13 protein-coding genes are annotated in these 18,308 nt (G+C 40.9%); 12 read left to right on the top strand and 1 reads right to left on the bottom strand.

Translation table 11 applies throughout. The annotated features are described in order from the left end of the window. Window positions 1-13: 13 nt before the first annotated feature. Window positions 14-799: an enoyl-CoA hydratase/isomerase family protein gene (locus tag ACPUEN_RS09155; RefSeq protein ID WP_425639921.1), complete on the bottom strand. Its 786-nt coding sequence runs from the start codon at window positions 797-799 to the stop codon at window positions 14-16. A gap of 213 nt (window positions 800-1,012) precedes the next feature. On the opposite strand from ACPUEN_RS09155, the gene ACPUEN_RS09150 reads away from it, so the two are divergent. The 12 genes from ACPUEN_RS09150 (at window position 1,013) to ACPUEN_RS09095 (ending at window position 18,181) form a co-directional block, all read left to right on the top strand. After that, the gene (locus ACPUEN_RS09150) at window positions 1,013-2,464 is read left to right on the top strand and encodes an NADP-dependent isocitrate dehydrogenase (protein WP_425639919.1); all 1,452 of its coding nucleotides are present in this window, start codon (window positions 1,013-1,015) and stop codon (window positions 2,462-2,464) included. A 281-nt stretch (window positions 2,465-2,745) separates the two neighbouring features. Then, entirely contained in the window at window positions 2,746-4,035 is a 1,290-nt protein-coding gene (locus ACPUEN_RS09145; RefSeq protein ID WP_425639917.1) for a glycosyltransferase family 4 protein, read from the top strand. Beyond that, a complete protein-coding gene (locus ACPUEN_RS09140; protein ID WP_425639915.1) occupies window positions 4,016-5,101 on the top strand; it encodes a DegT/DnrJ/EryC1/StrS family aminotransferase in 1,086 nt (361 codons plus the stop codon). Before ACPUEN_RS09145 ends, ACPUEN_RS09140 begins: the two co-directional genes overlap by 20 nt. Before the next feature lie 8 nt (window positions 5,102-5,109). Continuing rightward, on the top strand, window positions 5,110-6,249 hold the full coding sequence (locus ACPUEN_RS09135; protein WP_425639913.1) for a DUF819 domain-containing protein: 1,140 nt from the start codon (window positions 5,110-5,112) through the stop codon (window positions 6,247-6,249). A gap of 117 nt (window positions 6,250-6,366) precedes the next feature. Beyond that, window positions 6,367-6,963, top strand: a complete 597-nt coding sequence (locus tag ACPUEN_RS09130; protein WP_425639911.1) for an RNA polymerase sigma factor — start codon at window positions 6,367-6,369, stop codon at window positions 6,961-6,963. 208 nt (window positions 6,964-7,171) lie between these two features. Then, the gene (locus tag ACPUEN_RS09125) at window positions 7,172-8,128 is read left to right on the top strand and encodes a FecR family protein (RefSeq protein WP_425639909.1); all 957 of its coding nucleotides are present in this window, start codon (window positions 7,172-7,174) and stop codon (window positions 8,126-8,128) included. Window positions 8,129-8,171: 43 nt separating this feature from the next. Then, entirely contained in the window at window positions 8,172-11,711 is a 3,540-nt protein-coding gene (locus ACPUEN_RS09120; protein WP_425639907.1) for a SusC/RagA family TonB-linked outer membrane protein, read from the top strand. Between the two features lie 11 nt (window positions 11,712-11,722). After that, window positions 11,723-13,240, top strand: a complete 1,518-nt coding sequence (locus ACPUEN_RS09115) for a SusD/RagB family nutrient-binding outer membrane lipoprotein (RefSeq protein ID WP_425639906.1) — start codon at window positions 11,723-11,725, stop codon at window positions 13,238-13,240. 60 nt (window positions 13,241-13,300) lie between these two features. Beyond that, on the top strand, window positions 13,301-14,233 hold the full coding sequence (locus ACPUEN_RS09110) for an RraA family protein (protein WP_425639904.1): 933 nt from the start codon (window positions 13,301-13,303) through the stop codon (window positions 14,231-14,233). A gap of 24 nt (window positions 14,234-14,257) precedes the next feature. After that, window positions 14,258-15,532: a mandelate racemase/muconate lactonizing enzyme family protein gene (locus tag ACPUEN_RS09105; protein ID WP_111611696.1), complete on the top strand. Its 1,275-nt coding sequence runs from the start codon at window positions 14,258-14,260 to the stop codon at window positions 15,530-15,532. Window positions 15,533-15,595: 63 nt separating this feature from the next. Continuing rightward, complete coding sequence (locus ACPUEN_RS09100) at window positions 15,596-16,570, top strand: RraA family protein (RefSeq protein ID WP_425639901.1); 975 nt, start codon at window positions 15,596-15,598, stop codon at window positions 16,568-16,570. 126 nt (window positions 16,571-16,696) lie between these two features. Then, complete coding sequence (locus ACPUEN_RS09095; RefSeq protein WP_425639900.1) at window positions 16,697-18,181, top strand: mandelate racemase/muconate lactonizing enzyme family protein; 1,485 nt, start codon at window positions 16,697-16,699, stop codon at window positions 18,179-18,181. Window positions 18,182-18,308 lie beyond the last annotated feature (127 nt).

The following is an 18,308-nucleotide window of genomic DNA, read 5'->3' as shown; positions in this document are numbered from 1 at the left end:
AGTGTCAAGGAGTTTATTCTCCTTTGAAGTGCGGCTGTCTTTTTTCCAGAAAAGCAGATGTTCCTTCTTTGTAATCTCCGGATTTCACACATCGCGCAAAGCTGTTTGCTTCAGTTTGGAAACCGTTTTCATCAGGTACATATACTGAATTTACACAGTCAATAATCATACCTATAGCAAGAGGGGCTTTACTAAGGATTTTACCTATGATTTCTTCAGATTTCGCTAGCGCCTCATCTTTAGTAGGAACTACATGGTTTACCAATCCTAGACTTTTAGCTTCGTCCGCACCAATCATGTCACCGGTCATCATTAGCTCATTAGCTTTTCCTCTACCAATTAGAATTGTCAATCGCTGAGTTCCCCCGTAGCCAGGAATAATCCCAAGATTAACCTCTGGTTGTCCAAATTTTGCATTGGCTGTGGCAATTCTGATATGACAGGCCATTGCTAATTCGCAACCTCCACCAAGTGTATAGCCATTTGTAACAGCAATCACTGGTTTGTGGCAATTTTCTATCATGCTGAATATTTCCTGACCGTTTTCAGCAAATTTTCTGGCATTCACTTCATTCAAGGTGGCAATCTCACTGATGTCGGCGCCAGCTATGAAGGCCTTTTCTCCAGCTCCTGTGATGATCACCGCTTTGATCTCTTTGTTATCCGAAACTTCTTCAAAAATTGTCCTTAGCTCCTCTAAAGTCTCAAAATTCAATGCGTTCATTTTGTCTTCACGATTGATGGTCAAGTGAAGCACTCCACCTTTCACTTCAGTCAGGATGTTTTTGAAATCAGCCATAATTTATCGTTGGGTATAAAAACAAATATACAAGTAGGGTAGTCATTCCCAAACTGGGGATTGGGAAAATGCTTAACCTAAGGTAAAGGATTATTACCCCTTTTGTAATTAAAGCCTAGATATTGTGGATTTTGTCCTAGGTCAAAAACCTGCTTCCACATTTTTATTTACTTTTGTTCAAAATCAAATTTTAACTAAATCCACTATATTAATATGTCTTCCAAAAGAAAAATTACAGTTGCCTATGGTGATGGGATCGGTCCCGAAATCATGAAGGCTACACTGGCGATCCTCGAAGCTGCTGGAGCTCAACTTGAATACGATGTAATCGAAATCGGAGAGCAAGTTTACCTCAAAGGAATCAGTTCCGGTATGGAACCGAATGCTTTCGAATCGCTGAGAGAAACAAAAATTTTCTTGAAGGCACCAATCACGACTCCTCAGGGAGGTGGTTTTAAGTCGTTGAACGTGACCACACGAACTTCATTTGGTTTGTACGCGAACGTGCGACCATGTAAGGCTTTTTCACCATTTATCAAGACTCATTTTCCGAAGACAGACCTTGTAATCATTCGTGAGAATGAGGAGGATTTGTATGCAGGAATCGAGCATAGACAGACTCAGGAAGTTTTTCAGTCTTTGAAATTGATCTCTAAGCCAGGTTCTGAAAAAATCATCCGTTATGCATTTGAGTATGCTAAGAAATATGGTCGTAAAAAAGTGACTTGTATGACTAAGGATAATATCATGAAACTTGCTGATGGTCTTTTCCACAAGACGTTTGACGAGATCGCAAAGGAGTATCCAGATATTCAAAATGATCATAAAATCATCGATATCGGAACGGCTCTGATCGCGGATAGACCAGAGACTTTTGATGTGATCGTAACACTTAACCTTTACGGAGATATTATTTCCGACGTAGCAGCGCAGGTGACCGGTTCTGTAGGGCTCGGTGGCTCCGCAAATGTGGGTGAAGAAGTAGCGATGTTCGAAGCTATTCATGGTTCTGCTCCTGATATCACGGGAATGGGTATTGCGAATCCATCAGGATTGCTAAATGGTGCAATTATGATGTTGGTTCACATTGGTCAGCCTGAGATAGCTGAGAAAATCTCTAATGCATGGATGAAGACATTGGAAGATGGAATTCACACAGGTGATATTTATCAGGAAGGTCTTTCTACTAAGAAAGTTGGCACTGAGGAGTTTGCAAATGCTGTGATCGAAAGAATCGGTCAACTTCCTACGTCAATGGTTCCAGCTGAATTTGATAAAGATACCACTCCAATGAATGTCTTTGTATCTCCTGTGACCAAAGCCAAAAAAGAGCTAATAGGAGTGGATGTATTTGTAGATTGGGATGAGCCAGGAAGAGATCCTCAAGTATTGGGCGAAATGCTTCGTAAAGCAAATGCTGATGGACTCCAATTGACCTTGATTACCAACAGAGGAATTAAAGTATTCCCTGGCGGAATGCGTGAGTCTTTCTGCACCGACCACTGGAGATGTAGATTCCAGAATGCCGAGCAAGGAACCATCACACATGCACAAGTTCGAGAATTGCTGAAGCAAGTAGAAGAACTTGGATTTGACTTTATCAAAACTGAGAATTTGTATTCATTCGACGGAGTAAGAGGTTATTCTCTTGCACAAGGGGAATAAGGAAATTGGGGATTTAAGATTTCAAATTTGAAATTTATTCCAGCTTTAGGTCCAAGTCTTCAGACTTGGACCATTTTTTTGCAGTTTCCTGATTACAGTAGGAAGTCTGAAAATTCATATGACACAAGTTGCGGCACAAGTCTGAAGACTTGCGCCAACTCGGGTTTACTACTGCGACAGAATACTGCGACCGAATACTGAAACTTCGACTCATTGTTTTTACTCATATTTGATTTTATGGCCTGCTACTTGGTACTTTAGACTGAGGACATAGTACACTTATGAAGAAACGAGTTTTAATAATCACCTATTATTGGCCTCCGAGTGGAGGGTCTGGCGTTCAGCGTTGGTTGAAATTTGCTAAGTATCTACCTGAAGCAGGTTGGGAGCCCGTGATTTTTACGCCGGAGAACCCTGATTTTGACCTGAAGGATGAAACGCTGGAAAAGGAAATTTCCAAAGACCTGGAGGTAATGAAATTCCCGATCTGGGAACCTTATCAGCTTTTGGATCGAATTCGAGGCAAAAAAGAATCGCATCCAGGAAGAGTACTGGAGCAAAAAGAGCAGAGCTTCATTGAGAAAGCTGCAATATGGCTAAGAGCTAATATGATGGTGCCGGATCCCCGGGTTTTCTGGGTAAAGCCATCCGTAAAATTCTTAACTGAATTGATTGAAAAGGGACAATTTCAAGCAATCATCACCACAGGACCGCCGCACTCCATGCATTTAATAGGTAAGGATTTGAAAAGGAAAACAGGTGTCTTTTGGCTCGCTGATTTCCGAGATCCTTGGTCTCAGTGGGAGTTTTTGGACAAGCTTCCCATGCAAAACCAGGTTCGAAATAAGCATAGGAAATTAGAGAGAGAGGTCCTTAGTGAGGCAAATGTTGTGACAACAATTTCACCCACTTTCCAGCATGATTTGGAGCAACTGGCAACCCGTAAAATCAATCTAATTACCAATGGTTTTGATGACTCTGATATACCTCAGGGATTTTCTGTGGGAGAGAAAAAGGCAGGCAGTCTAAACTTGGTTTACACCGGAATAATAGACTCCATTAGAAATCCTATGCCTCTGCTCAAAGCAATGAAGGAGGAGTTTTCTAAAGAAACAGGAGAAGTGAAATTTACCTTTGTGGGAAGAGTTAGCGATCAAGTTCGAGAAGAAATTGCAGCAGATTCCTGGCTATCAGGGCATGTGATTTTTGCAGGATATGTTTCCCATCAGGAAGTTTTTGGATTTTATGAGAAAGCTGATGCTTTGGCTTTGATCCTTACCAATACTAAAAATGCGAAGGGAAATATCCCGGGAAAGCTTTTTGAATACATGGCGACTACTTTGCCAATTTTAGCATTAGGCGATCCTGAAGGGGATTCTGCAAAGATTTTGAAAGAATCTGAAGCTGGAGAGGTTTTCACTCATTCAGATCATGTCGCTATCCAAGTCAGTTTGAGAAAGTTGTTTGAGCGCAGTGGTAAAGCTGAGCCAGCTACTGGTAATGATCGGTACTCCCGAAGAAATCTAAGTTTACAATTAGCGAAATTATTGGATGAAGGTTCCATTTCTTGATCTTAAAAGAATAGATGCGGAGCTGAAAAATGCTTTGAAATCCAAGTTTGCAGAAATGCTCGACAAGGGATTTTTTTCTGGAGGAGAGGAGGTACAAGCTTTCGAATCTCAAATTACAAATTACCTCAATTCTCCATTTTCTATTGCCTGTGCAAATGGAACGGATGCATTGGAACTTGCGCTGCGAGCATTGGGAATAGGGAAAGGCGATGAAGTAATTATTCCTGCGATGACTTGGGTTTCCACTGCTGAAGTGGTGGTGATGGTTGGAGCAAAACCTGTTTTTTGGGATACGGATGAAAATGGACTTTTGGCTTCGGATTGGGAAAAGGCGATTACGCCCAAAGCTAAGGCTGTGATTCCTGTTCACCTCTATGGAAAGCTGGTGGATATGGAAAGCTTGATGCGAAAAGCCAAACTGCATAGGCTTTTCGTCATCGAAGATGGGGCTCAGTCTTTCGGTTCTTTTCAAAATGGGAAAGCTGCTGGGACTTTTGGAGATGTGGGATGCTTGAGTTTTTATCCAACCAAAAACTTGGGGGCTTTGGGTGAAGCAGGAATGTGCTTGACAAATGACCAAGAATTGAGCAACCGAATAAAAATGCTTCTAAATCATGGGCAGGTGATTCGTGATAAACATGAAATTGTAGGGAGAAACAGTCGTATTGATTCTATTCAAGCTGGATTTTTAAATGTGATTTTGAGCCGTTTTGAATCGTTTCAAACTACTCGAAAAAGGATTGCACAAATGTATTTGGACGAGCTATCGTCAATCGATGGTTTGAAGCTTCCATCAGATATTTTGCAAGAAGATCATAATGCGCATCTTTTTGTGATTCAAACTGGACGTAGAGATGAGTTAAAAAGGTTCCTTTTGGAGAAAGAAATTGGGACGGCTATTCACTATCCCCAAATTTTGCCGGATATGAAGCCTTTTCGAAGTAAAGGAGAATTTAAAAATGCTCGAAATCTTAGCCAAAGAGGGCTTTCTGTGCCTTTAAACCATTGGATGAAGGATGAAGAAATAGAAAATATAGTTAAATCTATTCAAGACTTTTTTGCCTAATTTCCACCATGACCTGGAATCAAGACCCAATTTATGTCAGTGGAATGCTTTGCATGATTGTATTGCTATCTGTTTGGCTTGCAAAATTCAAAGGGTGGAAAACTATCGGTACCCCTATTTTAGTGATTCTGATTGCAGCAATTGCAGCAAACATTGATATCATTCCAACTGCAACAAACGGTAATCCGATTTATACTGGAGTTTTTTTATACCTGGCGCCAATGGGGATTTTCATTGCTTTGCTGGAAGTTGACCTTAAAAGTCTTAAGAAAGCCGGAGGACCAATTTTATTTATGTTCGGAATTGGTGGACTGGGAACCATAATCGGAGTTCTTGTTGCTTGGTTTTTGGTGAAGCCAGCTACGGAAATCGGAGATATGGCAAATGCAATTGCGGGTATGTACACAGGTACTTATATAGGTGGAAGTATAAATTTTAATGCAGTTGCGCTTAGTTACCACGTGAATGAAAATGCTGATTTGTATGCTGCTAGTACGGTAGTTGACAATTTGATAGGAACGCCATGGATTATTGCTACACTGATTTTACCTAAGTATTTGCAGACTTTATTTCCTAGAAAAAAGTTGCTTCCGACTGGAAATGAAGTTCAAAAATTGAAGAAAGAAGAATCTGTAAGTATTCCTGGGCTGGCTGCAATACTCGGTTTGGCTTTGTTGGCGATGGCATTTTCTAAGCTCGTATTTCAGTTTTTTCCACAAATACCTGAAATTATTACACTCACTACAGTTGCTTTGATTTTGGCTCAGCTGCAATTCATCAAAAAATTATCAGGCACTCATACCATTGGTTTTTTTCTAATACTCCTTTTTTTGGCGACGATTGGGACACTTTGTGATCTGAACACCTTGTCTGGATTGGGTGAACTGGCAGGCACATTGATTCTATTTGTGACACTGATCATAGTAGTTCATGGCATAGTGATTTTTGGGATTGGAGCATTATTAAAAATTGATTGGGATGTCATAGCAGTTGCTTCTCAAGCAAACGTGGGAGGGAATACTACAGCACTTGCTTCAGCAGAGAGTTTGAACCGTCCTGATTTACTTATTCCGGGAGTCTTGGTAGGAAGTCTTGGGAATGCTTTGGGTACCTATGCAGGATTTTTTATAGCTGGCATGCTTGGGTAATTGAAGTCGATGATTAGTTGGTTATTTAGCTCTGTACAATATATAAAGGAAGTCTTTGATATGTATTAAAAAACTTATTACCTTGAATCGGAATTTTACAGTAATAAAATTTTGAATATGGGTAGTCCAGTTAATCTATTTATTTCAAGAAGCCAAAAAACTGACTTGAGGACTAATTCTGACGATGTTGCCCTGTGGCAAAGCGTCCGAAAGGGGAATGATCTCGCTTTTTCTAACCTCTATCAGAGATTTTCTAACGTACTCTTCAATTACGGTATGCATTTTTGCTATAACAGTGAATTAGTCAAAGACTGTATTCAAGAATTATTTACCAATATCTGGAATCGAAGGGAAACACTAACTGAAATAGATTCTGTAAAACACTACCTTTTTACATCATTTCGAAACCTGTTAATCCAACATATCAATAGAAATAGAAAGCTTTTTACGGATTCTAATGAAAACGATGAGTTTTTAGATTTCGATCTTTCTGTTGAGGACGAACTTCTTGCTCAAGATTTCAGGAAAGAGAACGAGAAGAAAATTTTTAATGGATTGACTAAAATATCAAAGCGCCAAAGGGAAATATTAATATTAAAATTTTTCAATGATCTAAGTTATGCTGAGATAGCAAGTATAATGTCCATCACTCCAGCAGCTGCACATAACCTCATGTCAAAAGCGCTTCAATGCATGAGGGTTGCGCTGCGATAACTTTCTGGAGCTTCACTCCTAAATCATTTAATTTTTTTAATTCTCTCTAAATCAGCTTTTTATTTTGCCTCTCAAACTTTCTTTGAAAAAAGTTTAGAAAAAATGATGAGGTTTTAATCTTCAGTCACTCTTATAGGTATTAACCAAAAGAGTAGCTGTGAATCATCTTTCATCTGAATACGATAATTTTTTTACAAATGACTTTGTCATGGATCCATTTTTTAAAGAATGGGTACTCTATGGTGATTCGGCGCATGAGGAATTTTGGAAGGCTTGGAAAAAAGCTAACCCAACCAAAGTACCGATGATCGAAGAAGCAAGAAAATTGGTTTTGGATCTAGATAAGTCGAAGTTTGAGATGAAGCCAAGAGAATTGTTTGATGTTTGGAGTGCAATTCAAGCTGATATCAAGCCAACTGCAGTGCAAAAGCCGGTTGTTCAGCAAAGAAAAGTTTGGCCACTTGCCTTGGCTATTGCTTCCTTTTCATTGATCCTTCTGACTTGGATTTGGTTTGACTCCCCAAAGGAGATCGAGTACCAAACTGCCTTCGGAGAAACCAAAGAAATTACACTCCCAGATAGTTCTAAAGTTATTCTCAATTCTAATTCAAAATTGACTTTTGTCGACAATTGGGAGGGCCAGACTGCCAGAGAAATATGGATCGAAGGTGAGGCATTTTTTAGCGTAGTCCATAAAAAAGATCATCAACCTTTTAAGGTTCTAAGTTCCCAAAATGTAGCAATAGAAGTACTCGGGACAGAGTTTAACGTGTATAACCGATCGCAAGAGACAGAGGTAGTGCTTACCTCAGGCATGGTGACCCTCAGCTTTCCAGTAAAAGATAAGGAAGGGAAAATCCTGATGAATCCGGGTGATTTGGTAGAGTTTAAAGAAAGTAAGTTTCAACGAAAAAAGGTGAACACATCACTCTATACTTCCTGGAAAGACAAGGTCTTAAACTTGGATGAAACCAGCTTAGGTGAAATCATCACAATGGCCAAAAATAATTATGGAATTGAGATAGAATTTGAAGATGAGGAAATGCTAATGCAAACAGCATCGGGCTCTATGCCACTTGGAGATGCTGCAAATTTTATGGATCAAGTTTCCAAAATCTTCAATATTGAAATAGTAAACGAGCAAAATAAGTATCTGATTAAGTAACCCAAAATGAAGTATTCCCCAAAAAACCTGAACCCAGTTTACAATGAGAAAGTTTGTACTATTATTATGTATGAGCTATTCGATTTCTTGGTTTGCATCAGCGCAAGTCGAGGGTTTGATAGCATCGGAAAAGAACCTAGACACCTATTCGTCTAGGAGTGAAAACAGAGACCTCAAAGAGGTTCTGACACAATTCGAGAATAAGTTTAAAGTCTCGATAGCGTACAAGGATGAATTGGTTCAATCAAAAAGAATCAAATCGTCAAAATCTTCTTTTAGTTCTGTAGAGGAGGGATTGAAAGTAATCCTGAAAGAAACAGGACTCAGCTATGAAAAAGCGGGAGAGAATTTTTATGTGATTTTTCAAAACAAATCCAGCCTAACGGCTAAAGACCCCATTTTGAATAATATCCTCAGTTCTGCTGCTGCTCCTTCTTCTGAGGGAAGAACCTCCGCTTCAAATGCGAGAATTTCTCGAAATGCCATTTCAAAACTTGAGCGAAGAAGGATAGAGATTACCGGTAGAGTGACCGATGAAAATGGGATGGGTTTTCCGGGAGTTAATATTCTTCTCAAAGGAACCTCAACAGGTACTGTTTCTGGAAATAATGGAAACTATTCAATTAATGTTGAGAGCGAAACGTCTGTCCTGGTTTTCTCCTTTGTAGGATACCTCAATCAAGAAGAAGTGGTTGGCAATCGGTCAGTAGTGAACATCAGCATGCAAGTGGATGCTAGCGACTTGGAAGAAGTTGTGGTAACTGCCTTGGGCATCGAGAAATCAGCAAAAAGTCTTGGTTACGCTACTTCAACCGTGAAATCTGATGAGTTGACTATCAACAGGACGCCAAACGTGATGAATGCACTTCAAGGCAAAGTAGCCGGGGTGAGTATTTCAGCATTGGGCTCCGGTCCTGGAGGTACATCAAAAATCCGTATTCGTGGCCAATCCTCTATTTCGGGTCAAAATAATCCGCTCATCGTAGTGAACGGTGTACCTATTGATAATACCAACTTCGGTTCGAATCCTGGTAATAATGCCTCTGATAGTAGTATTGGCGTGCGTGGAGGAGGAAATACCTCTGATGGTGGTGATGGACTATCCAGTATCAATCCTGATGATGTACAATCAATGACTATTCTGAAAGGAGCTGCCGCCGCTGCATTATACGGTTCTCGAGCCAAAGACGGGGTTGTCATGATCACAACCAAAACCAAAAATGAAAGTCGAGGATTGGGAGTTACCTATAACCTAAACTACACGAACGAAGCTCCCCTTGATTTCACAGATTACCAATATGAATATGGTCAGGGTGAGCAAGGTGTAAGACCGACCACTCCAAACCCTACTTCTGGGCAATGGTCCTTTGGGGAGAAATTCGCTCCTGGCATGACCCAAATGCTTTTCGATGGAGTTACTGTTCCTTATGTACCAGTAAGGGGTATTATCAATGATTTCTTCCGCAACGGTCAGAACGTAACTAATTCTATTACGCTAGCTACCTCTGGCGAAAAGGGTGGAATGAGTTTGTCTTTTTCTGATCTGAACAGTAAGGGCATAGTCCCAAACAATACATACAACCGAAAGACTATCAATTTAGGCTTTGCTTATGATTTGAGTTCCAAGCTCAGTTTCCGTGGAAACTTTAATTACTCTCACGAACAGAACGATAATCCTCCAAACATAGGTCAGCAGGATAACACAATCCCGGTTGCACTTTACAATATGGCTAATTCCATGCCTTTGGATGTGCTTCGTGATAACCGATATGATGCGAATGGAAATGAAGCAGTTTATTCGAGATTTAGAAATCGTACCAATCCTTATTTCACACTTTCTGACCAGTTTCAAAATATCCGTAGAGACCGGATTTTTGGAAACATAGCGGTTAAATACCAATTGACTGACTGGTTATTTGTGCAAGGAAGAGTTGGACAGGATTTCTGGACTAGAGATCAGGATTATAATAACTTTCCAACTGGACAAGCATCTCGAGCTCCAGCCCCAGCAGGTTTTGTAAATGGTGTTTACACCCAGGAGCAACGAAGATTCCGTGAGATAAACACAGACTTTTTGATCAATGCTAATAAGGAGTTTGGTGATTTTGGAATCAATGCAAATATTGGTGGTAATCACATGCAGAGAAGGTCTGACCTGAATAGTGTACAGGTGACCGACTTCGTAGTTAGAGATCTTTATACGGTTCAGAATGGAAGAGCAAAAGATCCTATTTATGACCTTAATGAGCGGGCCGTTAATTCAATCTACGGTTCTGCTGAAGTTTCTTATAAGGATATGTTGTTCCTAACTGGTACAGTTAGAAACGATTGGTTTTCCACACTTTCAGAAGAAAATAGAAGTATTCTTTATCCTTCTCTATCAGCTAGCTGGGTATTCACTGAGAATTTTGCTCAAAGCAGCTGGTTGAATTTTGGAAAACTAAGAGTAGCATATGCTGAGGTGGGAAGTGATGCCGACGTAGGAGCCTATTCCAATGTGCTATTTTATGGCATAAATAATAACCTGTTTGGAGGTCAGCCAGTAGGTGGTCCTAACGGAAGTAATCTACCAAATCCGAATTTGCGACCAATGCGAATTGGTGAAGCAGAAGTTGGATTAGAACTACGGATGTTCCAAGGCAAAGTGAGTTTGGACTTGGCGGCCTACAGAAAACTCACAACGGACCAGATTGTAAGTGCGCAGATCTCGGATGCTTCTGGATTTGTCAATACTTCTATCAACAGTGGTCAAAGTGAAAATAAGGGAATTGAAATGCTCTTAACCATTGTCCCTGTGGAGAACGATAATTTTACTTGGGAATTTTCCGCAAACTCTGCCTACAACAAAACCAAAGTTCTTAGCCTATTGACGGATAATCCTGGAGAGCGAATCACCGTAGGAACCCACGTTTTCAATGGAGAATTGAGACAAATCGTTGGTATGGAAATGGGGCAAGTGGCAGGCTTTGGCTACAGAAGAGATGATCAAGGAAGAAAAATCTTTGGTGCTAACGGGCTTCCACTTAGAACCACTGACCTTGTTAATTTCGGAAGTGCACTACCAAATTGGGTTGGAGGCTTTAATAACTCCTTCAATTATAAGGGAGTAATGCTGTCGTTCCTGATTGACTATAAGTTGGGAAATACTATGCTTTCCGGTACCAATTTTAATGCTACCAGACATGGTTTACATAAAATGACCCTAGAAGGAAGAGAAGGTGGAGTCGTAGGAGATGGAGTAAACGAAGCTGGTGAAATAAATACAGCAGTAGCGCCAGTGCAGTCCTATTGGGAAGTAGTAAGATCTCAAGCTTTGGTAGAGCCAGTTATCTATGATGGAGGCTATGTGAAACTTCGCCAAATCACTTTGGGCTATGATTTTACCAAACATTTACCTGAAAACCAGCCATTCAAATCAGTCAAGCTGAATTTCGTGGCAAATAACGTATTCATGATAAAGAAATGGGTTGATAATATTGATCCAGAATCATTCGGGTATTCTTCTGATAATTTGGTTGGTATGGAGTCCACAGGTCTTCCTTCTACCAGAGGTTTAGGTTTTAATCTTAATGTCAAATTCTAAACTATACAGACATGAAAAAGATCTTAAATTATATATTCTTAGCGTCCATTCTGATGTATGCATCAGCTTGCGATAGCAATTTCGACGAGCTAAATACTAATAAAGTTAGTGCTACGGCTATTGACCCAGCGTTTCAATTAAATGCAGCAATTGTTGGCTGCGCTTATCCAAACGGTACACTGATATATGACATAGGCATTGTTCAACAGATTATTTCGCCAAATTCCGGCGTACTAACAGGTGCTAATTTCAATCAAGATAATAGAAACGCAACTCAGGAACTTTGGCAGCGATATTATCGAGATGTGATCAAGAACACCAGAGATGTAATCAGTCAAGTCCAAGGTGATCCGACCAGAGCTAATCTGCTTAACATGACACGGATTATTCAGGCATTTGCATTTATGGTTTTGACTGATGACTATGGAAGTATACCTTATTTCGAAGGTGGATTAGGCTATTCTCAACAGGTATTTTTCCCTACGTATGATTCTCAAGAAGTTATTTATGAGGACATCATCAAGGAATTGACTGAGGCTACAGCAGCTTTGAATCTTTCTGGGAAAATTGAAACTGCGGATATCCTGTATGGAGGGAATTTGAATAAGTGGAAAAGCTTTGGAAACTCACTATTGCTAAGAGCTGGAATGAGACTGAGTGCTGTAAATGCAACAAAAGCTCAACAGGTAGTTCAGGCAGCATTTCAGGGCGGAGTGATTCTTTCAAATGCCGATAATGCAAAAATTAACCATGATGCTAACTATTTGAATACAATTGGAAACTTATTGAATTCTACAGAGGCATCGAATTTCTATTTGACAGCTCCATTTGTGGATTATTTGAAAAGTAAAAATGACCCTCGCCTCTCTGCGATAGCAATCACTTATGTAGATGCCAAATCAGGTCCAGAGCAGACGGTGGCAGCCGGTACTTATGACGCTAGTGTGCACGTGGGGATGCCTCTGGGAAATGACAATGCTGGTGCGGTACAAGCTGCTGCTAATTTGGGATTAACAAGCTTCTATGAATTTGCCCAAGCAGACAGAAGAAGACTTGCGAAAAATACAGCACCAAACTTCTTAGTTACAGCTTCGCAAAACAACCTTCTTTTAGCTGAGGCTAGACAAAGAGGCTGGATTAGTTCAGGAGATGTCGAATCTTACTATAACGCGGGAGTAAAGGCTCACATGGAACAGTTGGGGACAGTAGATGCTGCATCTTCTATTGCGCCAGCGGCAGCAGATGCATATTTAGCAGCAAATCCATTTGATGCTTCTAAGGCGCTTGAAATGATAAATACTCAATATTGGGTGTCATCATTTATGAATGGACCGGAAGCTTTTGCCAATTTCCGTAGATCTGGATTTCCTATGCTTACCACCAATCCTTTTCCTGGAAAAGAGGTTGATTTTATAAATCGGATAACTTATCCAAATTCAGAGATTTCTGTAAATTCTGAAAACGTGCAGGCTGCTATTTCGGCTAGTGGAGCTGATAATCTTGCAACGAAAGTTTGGTGGGACAAATAGTAATATGACCGAGTCTGGAAAATCCAGGCTCGGTTTTTTTGATTTTAGTTATATTCCGAAATGAACAAAACCTATATAACCCTACTGTTTCTATTCTTTTTAGGGATAGATTCTTTTGCACAGCAAATTTCCAAAGAGGAAATGCTCTTTCTTACTCAAGAGTGGAAAGGGGAAAGATTTGATGATGGTCGCCCTAAAGTTTCTGATGACCTACTGAGGCGTATGAAAATCGTAACCCATGACGAAGCATGGGCAGTGATGAAAAATGCAGGCTATAAATATCAATATGCCGAAGGCTGGGAAATGATCAACCCTGACAGCATTATGGTGGGGAGGGCTTTGACTGCCACTTTTATGCCTGGCAGACCAGATATTCATGGAGCTATAGATGCTCGTGGACAGGCTGAAGGAAAAAAGGGTCAAAATGTTTGGCCGGTGGATTTGTTGGTGAAAGGCGATGTCTATGTAGCCGATCAATTTGGAATTCATGATGGAGGTCCGACGATCGGCGATAATGTGGGCAATGCAATTTTTGCCAATTCAGGCAATGGAATAGTTTATAACGGAGCGATCAGAGACATCGCCGGGCTCAAAGAAATCGGTGGGTTCACTTCCTATTTCCGTAGCTATCATCCTTCCCATCACAATCAACCTCGAGATTTGAATACCATGTTGATTGGCATCAATAAACCTACAAAAATTGGTCAAGCTACAGTGATGGCTGGTGATGTGGTTTTGGGTCGTGATGGAGCAGTATCCTTTATTCCTGCTCACTTAGTGGAGCAAGTGGTAGTCACTTCTGAAGTAGTGCGTCTGAGAGATATGTTTGGACATGAGAGGATTAGAGAGGGAAAATACACTGCTGGAGATATCGATACCAGATGGTCTGATGAGATAGAGAAAGACTTTTCTCATTGGCTAGAATCCCATATAGATGAACTGCCAATAGCTCGCGAGCAAATTCAAGAAATACTTAAAAACAGAACCTGGTAATATTTAATACAACCCATAAAACCTATGAAATCTAAGAATTCAAGAAGATCATTTCTACAAAAAAGTGCCGTAGCCGGACTGACTGGCGCCGGCTTGATGGGTACTTTTGGTGGACTAAATGAAGCCGTTGCCAAGCAAAATCCATACTCTAATCCTTCTGACCTGAAAATCACAGATGTAAAATGTGGCTATGTGCGTGGGGCTGTTTATGTTAAAATATATACCAATCAAGACGTCTGGGGCTGTGGAGAAGCAGTAGATGCTATCCAAGGCACTTACTACATGATTCAGCGGATGGGCAGGCAGCTTCAAGGACAAAACCCACTTAACCCCAATCGTCTTGCAGAGCAAATCAGAAAAGGAGCTTTTTTTGGTGGCGCACAATCTGGCGTTTTTGTGGCAGTTTTGACAGCGATAGAGACAGCACTCTGGGATATTACCGGAAAGGTTTTTAATGTCCCTGTTTATCAATTATTGGGTGGGAAATTCAGAGATAAAATTCGTGTTTACTGCGATACAGCACTTTACACCTCCACCAATCCAACTCCAAATGATTATGCGCTAGCGGCTAGAAACGCCGTTTCCAGAGGCTACAATGCAGTAAAATTTGATGTGGATGACGCTAGAGATCCCAATAAATATGACCGTTTCAACTGGACGGCAAGTCCTTTGGAAATAGACAGAATGTACAATGCCATTGCGGCAGTACGAGAAGAGGTAGGGCCAAATATTGATATCTGTGTAGATATGCACGGGCGTTACGACGCGATAACGGGAATGAAAATGGCGAAAGCATATGAACCGTTAAACTTGATGTTCTTGGAAGAACCAATTCCTGCTGATAATCCGGAAATGTATAAGCACATCACTCAGGAGACTAGTACTCCGATCTGTGCTGGTGAGAATATTTACCTCGCCTACGGTTTCACAAAACTATTATCAGACGGAGCATTGAATATTATTATGCCTGATTTGCAAAAAGCAGGTGGACTCGGAGAAGGCCAACGAATAGCAAACCTAGCAAATCTTTATTATGTGCCTTTTTCTCCACATATGGTAGCTTCTTTCTTAGGAGCAATGGCGAGTTGCCATGTCTGTGCCTCTGTACCTAACTTCCAGATCATGGAGTGGCAAATCTATATGGACACAGATGACCTATGGAAAGACATAGTGACTTATGATGGCCCAAGAACAGAAAATAGCTTTATAACAGTCTCTGAGAAACCTGGAATCGGTGTAGAAATCAACGAGGAAGGGATGAAAAAGCATGCAGTCCCAGGTATTCCATTCTTTGAGTAAATCAGTTAATATTTTTTCTTCAGTGAGATATAGTGAAGAAAAAAACCTAAATCCAAAATACCAATGAACCCAATTTCAAACCCCCAAAAAAGCATCAAGATTTCGCTCTTGATCGGTGCTTTTTCTTGTCTCTTTTTACTGCCAAATACAGAGTTGAAAGCCCAAAATGTGGGCGCTTCTCCCGAATACATCAAAGCCTTAACTGCTGAATGGACTGGCGAGCGATTTCCTGATGGAAGACCTAAAGTCTCTGATTCAATTTTGGAGCGCCTGAAAAATATCTCCATAGAAGAAGCTTGGGGAGTTTTGCGCAACAAAGGTTATCAGAACCAATATGAGGGCGATTGGCAAATCATGCTTCCTGATGCAGCGATGACTGGTCGGGTAGTGACTGCTCAGTACATGCCACTGCGGCCAGATTTGGAAAAGCAGGTGAAAGATCAGGGAGTAGAAAAAGAAGGTAGGTCTCCTAAGGGAGGGACGAATTCTTGGCCTATTGATATTCTCACAAATGGGGATGTGTATGTTGCTGATGGCTATGGTAAAATAGTAGATGGAACGCTGATCGGTGATAATCTCGGAAATGCCATCTATGCCAAATCCCAGCGCGGCGTGGTCTTTAACGGTTCTGTTCGTGACCAGGAAGGTCTGTCAGAAATCGAAGGATTCAATGCCTGGATGAAAGGACAAGATCCATCTTACATTCAACAAATGATGCTTACTTCTATCAACAGTCCTATTCGGGTTGGCAGAGCTACGGTGCTCCCAGGAGATGTAGTTTTAGCAAAGAAATACGGGGTGATTTTTATCCCAGCCTATCTGGTGGAGGAGCTTGTTTTGACCTCTGAAGTAACTGGCTTACGTGACGAGTTTGGGCACCAGAGACTTCGGGAAGGAAAATATCTTGCGGGACAGATCGACAGCCAATGGACCGAAGAGATAAAGAAGGATTTTCTTAACTGGTTAAATAATTACCCGGGCAAGCTTCCGATGACCAAACAGGAATTGGATGATTACCTGAAGGAAAGAAATTATTGAGTCCTCAATTAGAATTTATGATTTCCCATTTCAAAAGCAAAAGAAAGACCTCATCAATCACTCGATTAGGTCATTCTTTGGTAATTCCCATTTTTAATTAAAATAAAAACAATAACCCAATAGACCATGAAAAGCACATTACAACACCTCATTCAAAAGAATAAGGAGCAGGAGCGCGCATACACTGCGCAGCGTCAGGCGGAGATTGATAACCCCTTTACAAAGGACAATAGAAGGGATTTTTTGAAAAAGACAGCTCTTGGTGGATTAAGTCTCACCGCATTAATGGGACTCGGAATAGAAGACACCATGGCTGAAACTACCAAGAATGTACGCCGGGCTTCCGCTCCATCAGATCTAAAGATCACAGATCTTCGCTATGCGCATACAAATGTGATGGGTGGCACTGCTATTCTTCGGATTGATACTAATCAAGGAATTTATGGATTGGGAGAGGTTCGGGATGGTGCTGATCCTAGGTATGCACTGATGCTGAAAAGCAGGATTCTCGGGGAAAATCCTTGTAATGTTGAAAAGATTTTTAAAATCATCAAACAGTTTGGTGGGCAGTCTCGACAAGCCGGCGGGGTTTGTGGTGTTGAGATGGCCCTTTGGGATCTTTGTGGCAAAGCATACAATGTGCCTGCCTGGCAACTTTTAGGTGGTAGATATCGGGATTCTGTGAGGCTATATGCAGATACGCCTGAAGCAAAATCTCCCGAGGAGCAATTGAAGTTGATTAAATTCAGAACAGAAGAACAAGGCTATACTTGGCTCAAAATGGATGTTTCTATTGGAGAGATCATGGATATCCCCGGATGTATTGTCAATCCAGAGATTTTCAAAATGGGTAAAAGTCAGTGGCAAGGGGGCTATATGTCCTATGCAAACACGGCCCATCCATTCACCGGTGTGCAGATTACCGAAAAGGGTCTGGATGAATTGGCCAAAATCGTGGATCATGTACGTGGGATGGTAGGTTATGAAATTCCTATATCTACGGATCATTATGGTCACTTTGATCTAAACAACTGCATTAGACTAGGGCAGGCACTGGATAAGTATCGATTAGCTTGGCTGGAGGATATGGTGCCATGGCAGATGTGGCAGCAGCATAAGACGATTACTGATGCACTGAATACGCCAACGACCACAGGAGAGGATATCTATTTATTAGAATACTTCAAAGACTTGATCGATAATCATGCTGTGGATATCGTGCATCCAGATTTAGCCTCTTCAGGAGGACTTTTGGAAACAAAGCGCATTGCTGATTATGCTGAAGAAAAAGGCATTGGTATGGCTATGCACCAAGCTGGAACTCCTGTTTCCTTTATTGCGAATGTTCATTGTGCAGCAGCAACTCAGAATTTCCTTGCTTTGGAGCATCACTCAGTTGATGTACCTTGGTGGGAGGATTTGGTTACTATGACGGGTGGAGGCAAAATGATCGACAAAGGCTATGCTCCAGTTCCTTTAGAAGCACCAGGTTTAGGAATTGAGTTGAATGAAGAAGTGGTAAAAGCTCACTTGCATCCTTCGGATAGCTCATATTTTGCTCCTACGGATATGTGGAATGAGAAGCGCTCTCACGATAGAACCTACAGTTAAAAAAGCCTATTTTGCTTATTGCTAGAAAACCCGAAGACTTGTTGTAAAACTGGTTTTCGGGTTGTTTTAAAAAAAGAATTCACTCAAAAGTTTCTCATTTTGAACCCAACAATTACAAAAGCCCTGT

Origin of the sequence: Algoriphagus yeomjeoni, assembly GCF_049821175.1 — a bacterium.
Lineage (GTDB): Bacteria > Bacteroidota > Bacteroidia > Cytophagales > Cyclobacteriaceae > Algoriphagus > Algoriphagus yeomjeoni_A.
Note: the sequence above shows the minus strand (reverse complement) of the source record. Positions and strands in the feature narration are given on the sequence as shown.

What these genes read in the sequence shown, in the direction of transcription:
- ACPUEN_RS09155 (WP_425639921.1), bottom strand. Translation starts at nt 799, where the DNA reads ATGGCTGATTTCAAAAACATCCTGACTGAAGTGAAAGGTGGAGTGCTT.
- ACPUEN_RS09150 (WP_425639919.1), top strand. Translation starts at nt 1,013, where the DNA reads ATGTCTTCCAAAAGAAAAATTACAGTTGCCTATGGTGATGGGATCGGT.
- ACPUEN_RS09145 (WP_425639917.1), top strand. Translation starts at nt 2,746, where the DNA reads ATGAAGAAACGAGTTTTAATAATCACCTATTATTGGCCTCCGAGTGGA.
- ACPUEN_RS09140 (WP_425639915.1), top strand. Translation starts at nt 4,016, where the DNA reads ATGAAGGTTCCATTTCTTGATCTTAAAAGAATAGATGCGGAGCTGAAA.
- ACPUEN_RS09135 (WP_425639913.1), top strand. Translation starts at nt 5,110, where the DNA reads ATGACCTGGAATCAAGACCCAATTTATGTCAGTGGAATGCTTTGCATG.
- ACPUEN_RS09130 (WP_425639911.1), top strand. Translation starts at nt 6,367, where the DNA reads ATGGGTAGTCCAGTTAATCTATTTATTTCAAGAAGCCAAAAAACTGAC.
- ACPUEN_RS09125 (WP_425639909.1), top strand. Translation starts at nt 7,172, where the DNA reads ATGGATCCATTTTTTAAAGAATGGGTACTCTATGGTGATTCGGCGCAT.
- ACPUEN_RS09120 (WP_425639907.1), top strand. Translation starts at nt 8,172, where the DNA reads ATGAGAAAGTTTGTACTATTATTATGTATGAGCTATTCGATTTCTTGG.
- ACPUEN_RS09115 (WP_425639906.1), top strand. Translation starts at nt 11,723, where the DNA reads ATGAAAAAGATCTTAAATTATATATTCTTAGCGTCCATTCTGATGTAT.
- ACPUEN_RS09110 (WP_425639904.1), top strand. Translation starts at nt 13,301, where the DNA reads ATGAACAAAACCTATATAACCCTACTGTTTCTATTCTTTTTAGGGATA.
- ACPUEN_RS09105 (WP_111611696.1), top strand. Translation starts at nt 14,258, where the DNA reads ATGAAATCTAAGAATTCAAGAAGATCATTTCTACAAAAAAGTGCCGTA.
- ACPUEN_RS09100 (WP_425639901.1), top strand. Translation starts at nt 15,596, where the DNA reads ATGAACCCAATTTCAAACCCCCAAAAAAGCATCAAGATTTCGCTCTTG.
- ACPUEN_RS09095 (WP_425639900.1), top strand. Translation starts at nt 16,697, where the DNA reads ATGAAAAGCACATTACAACACCTCATTCAAAAGAATAAGGAGCAGGAG.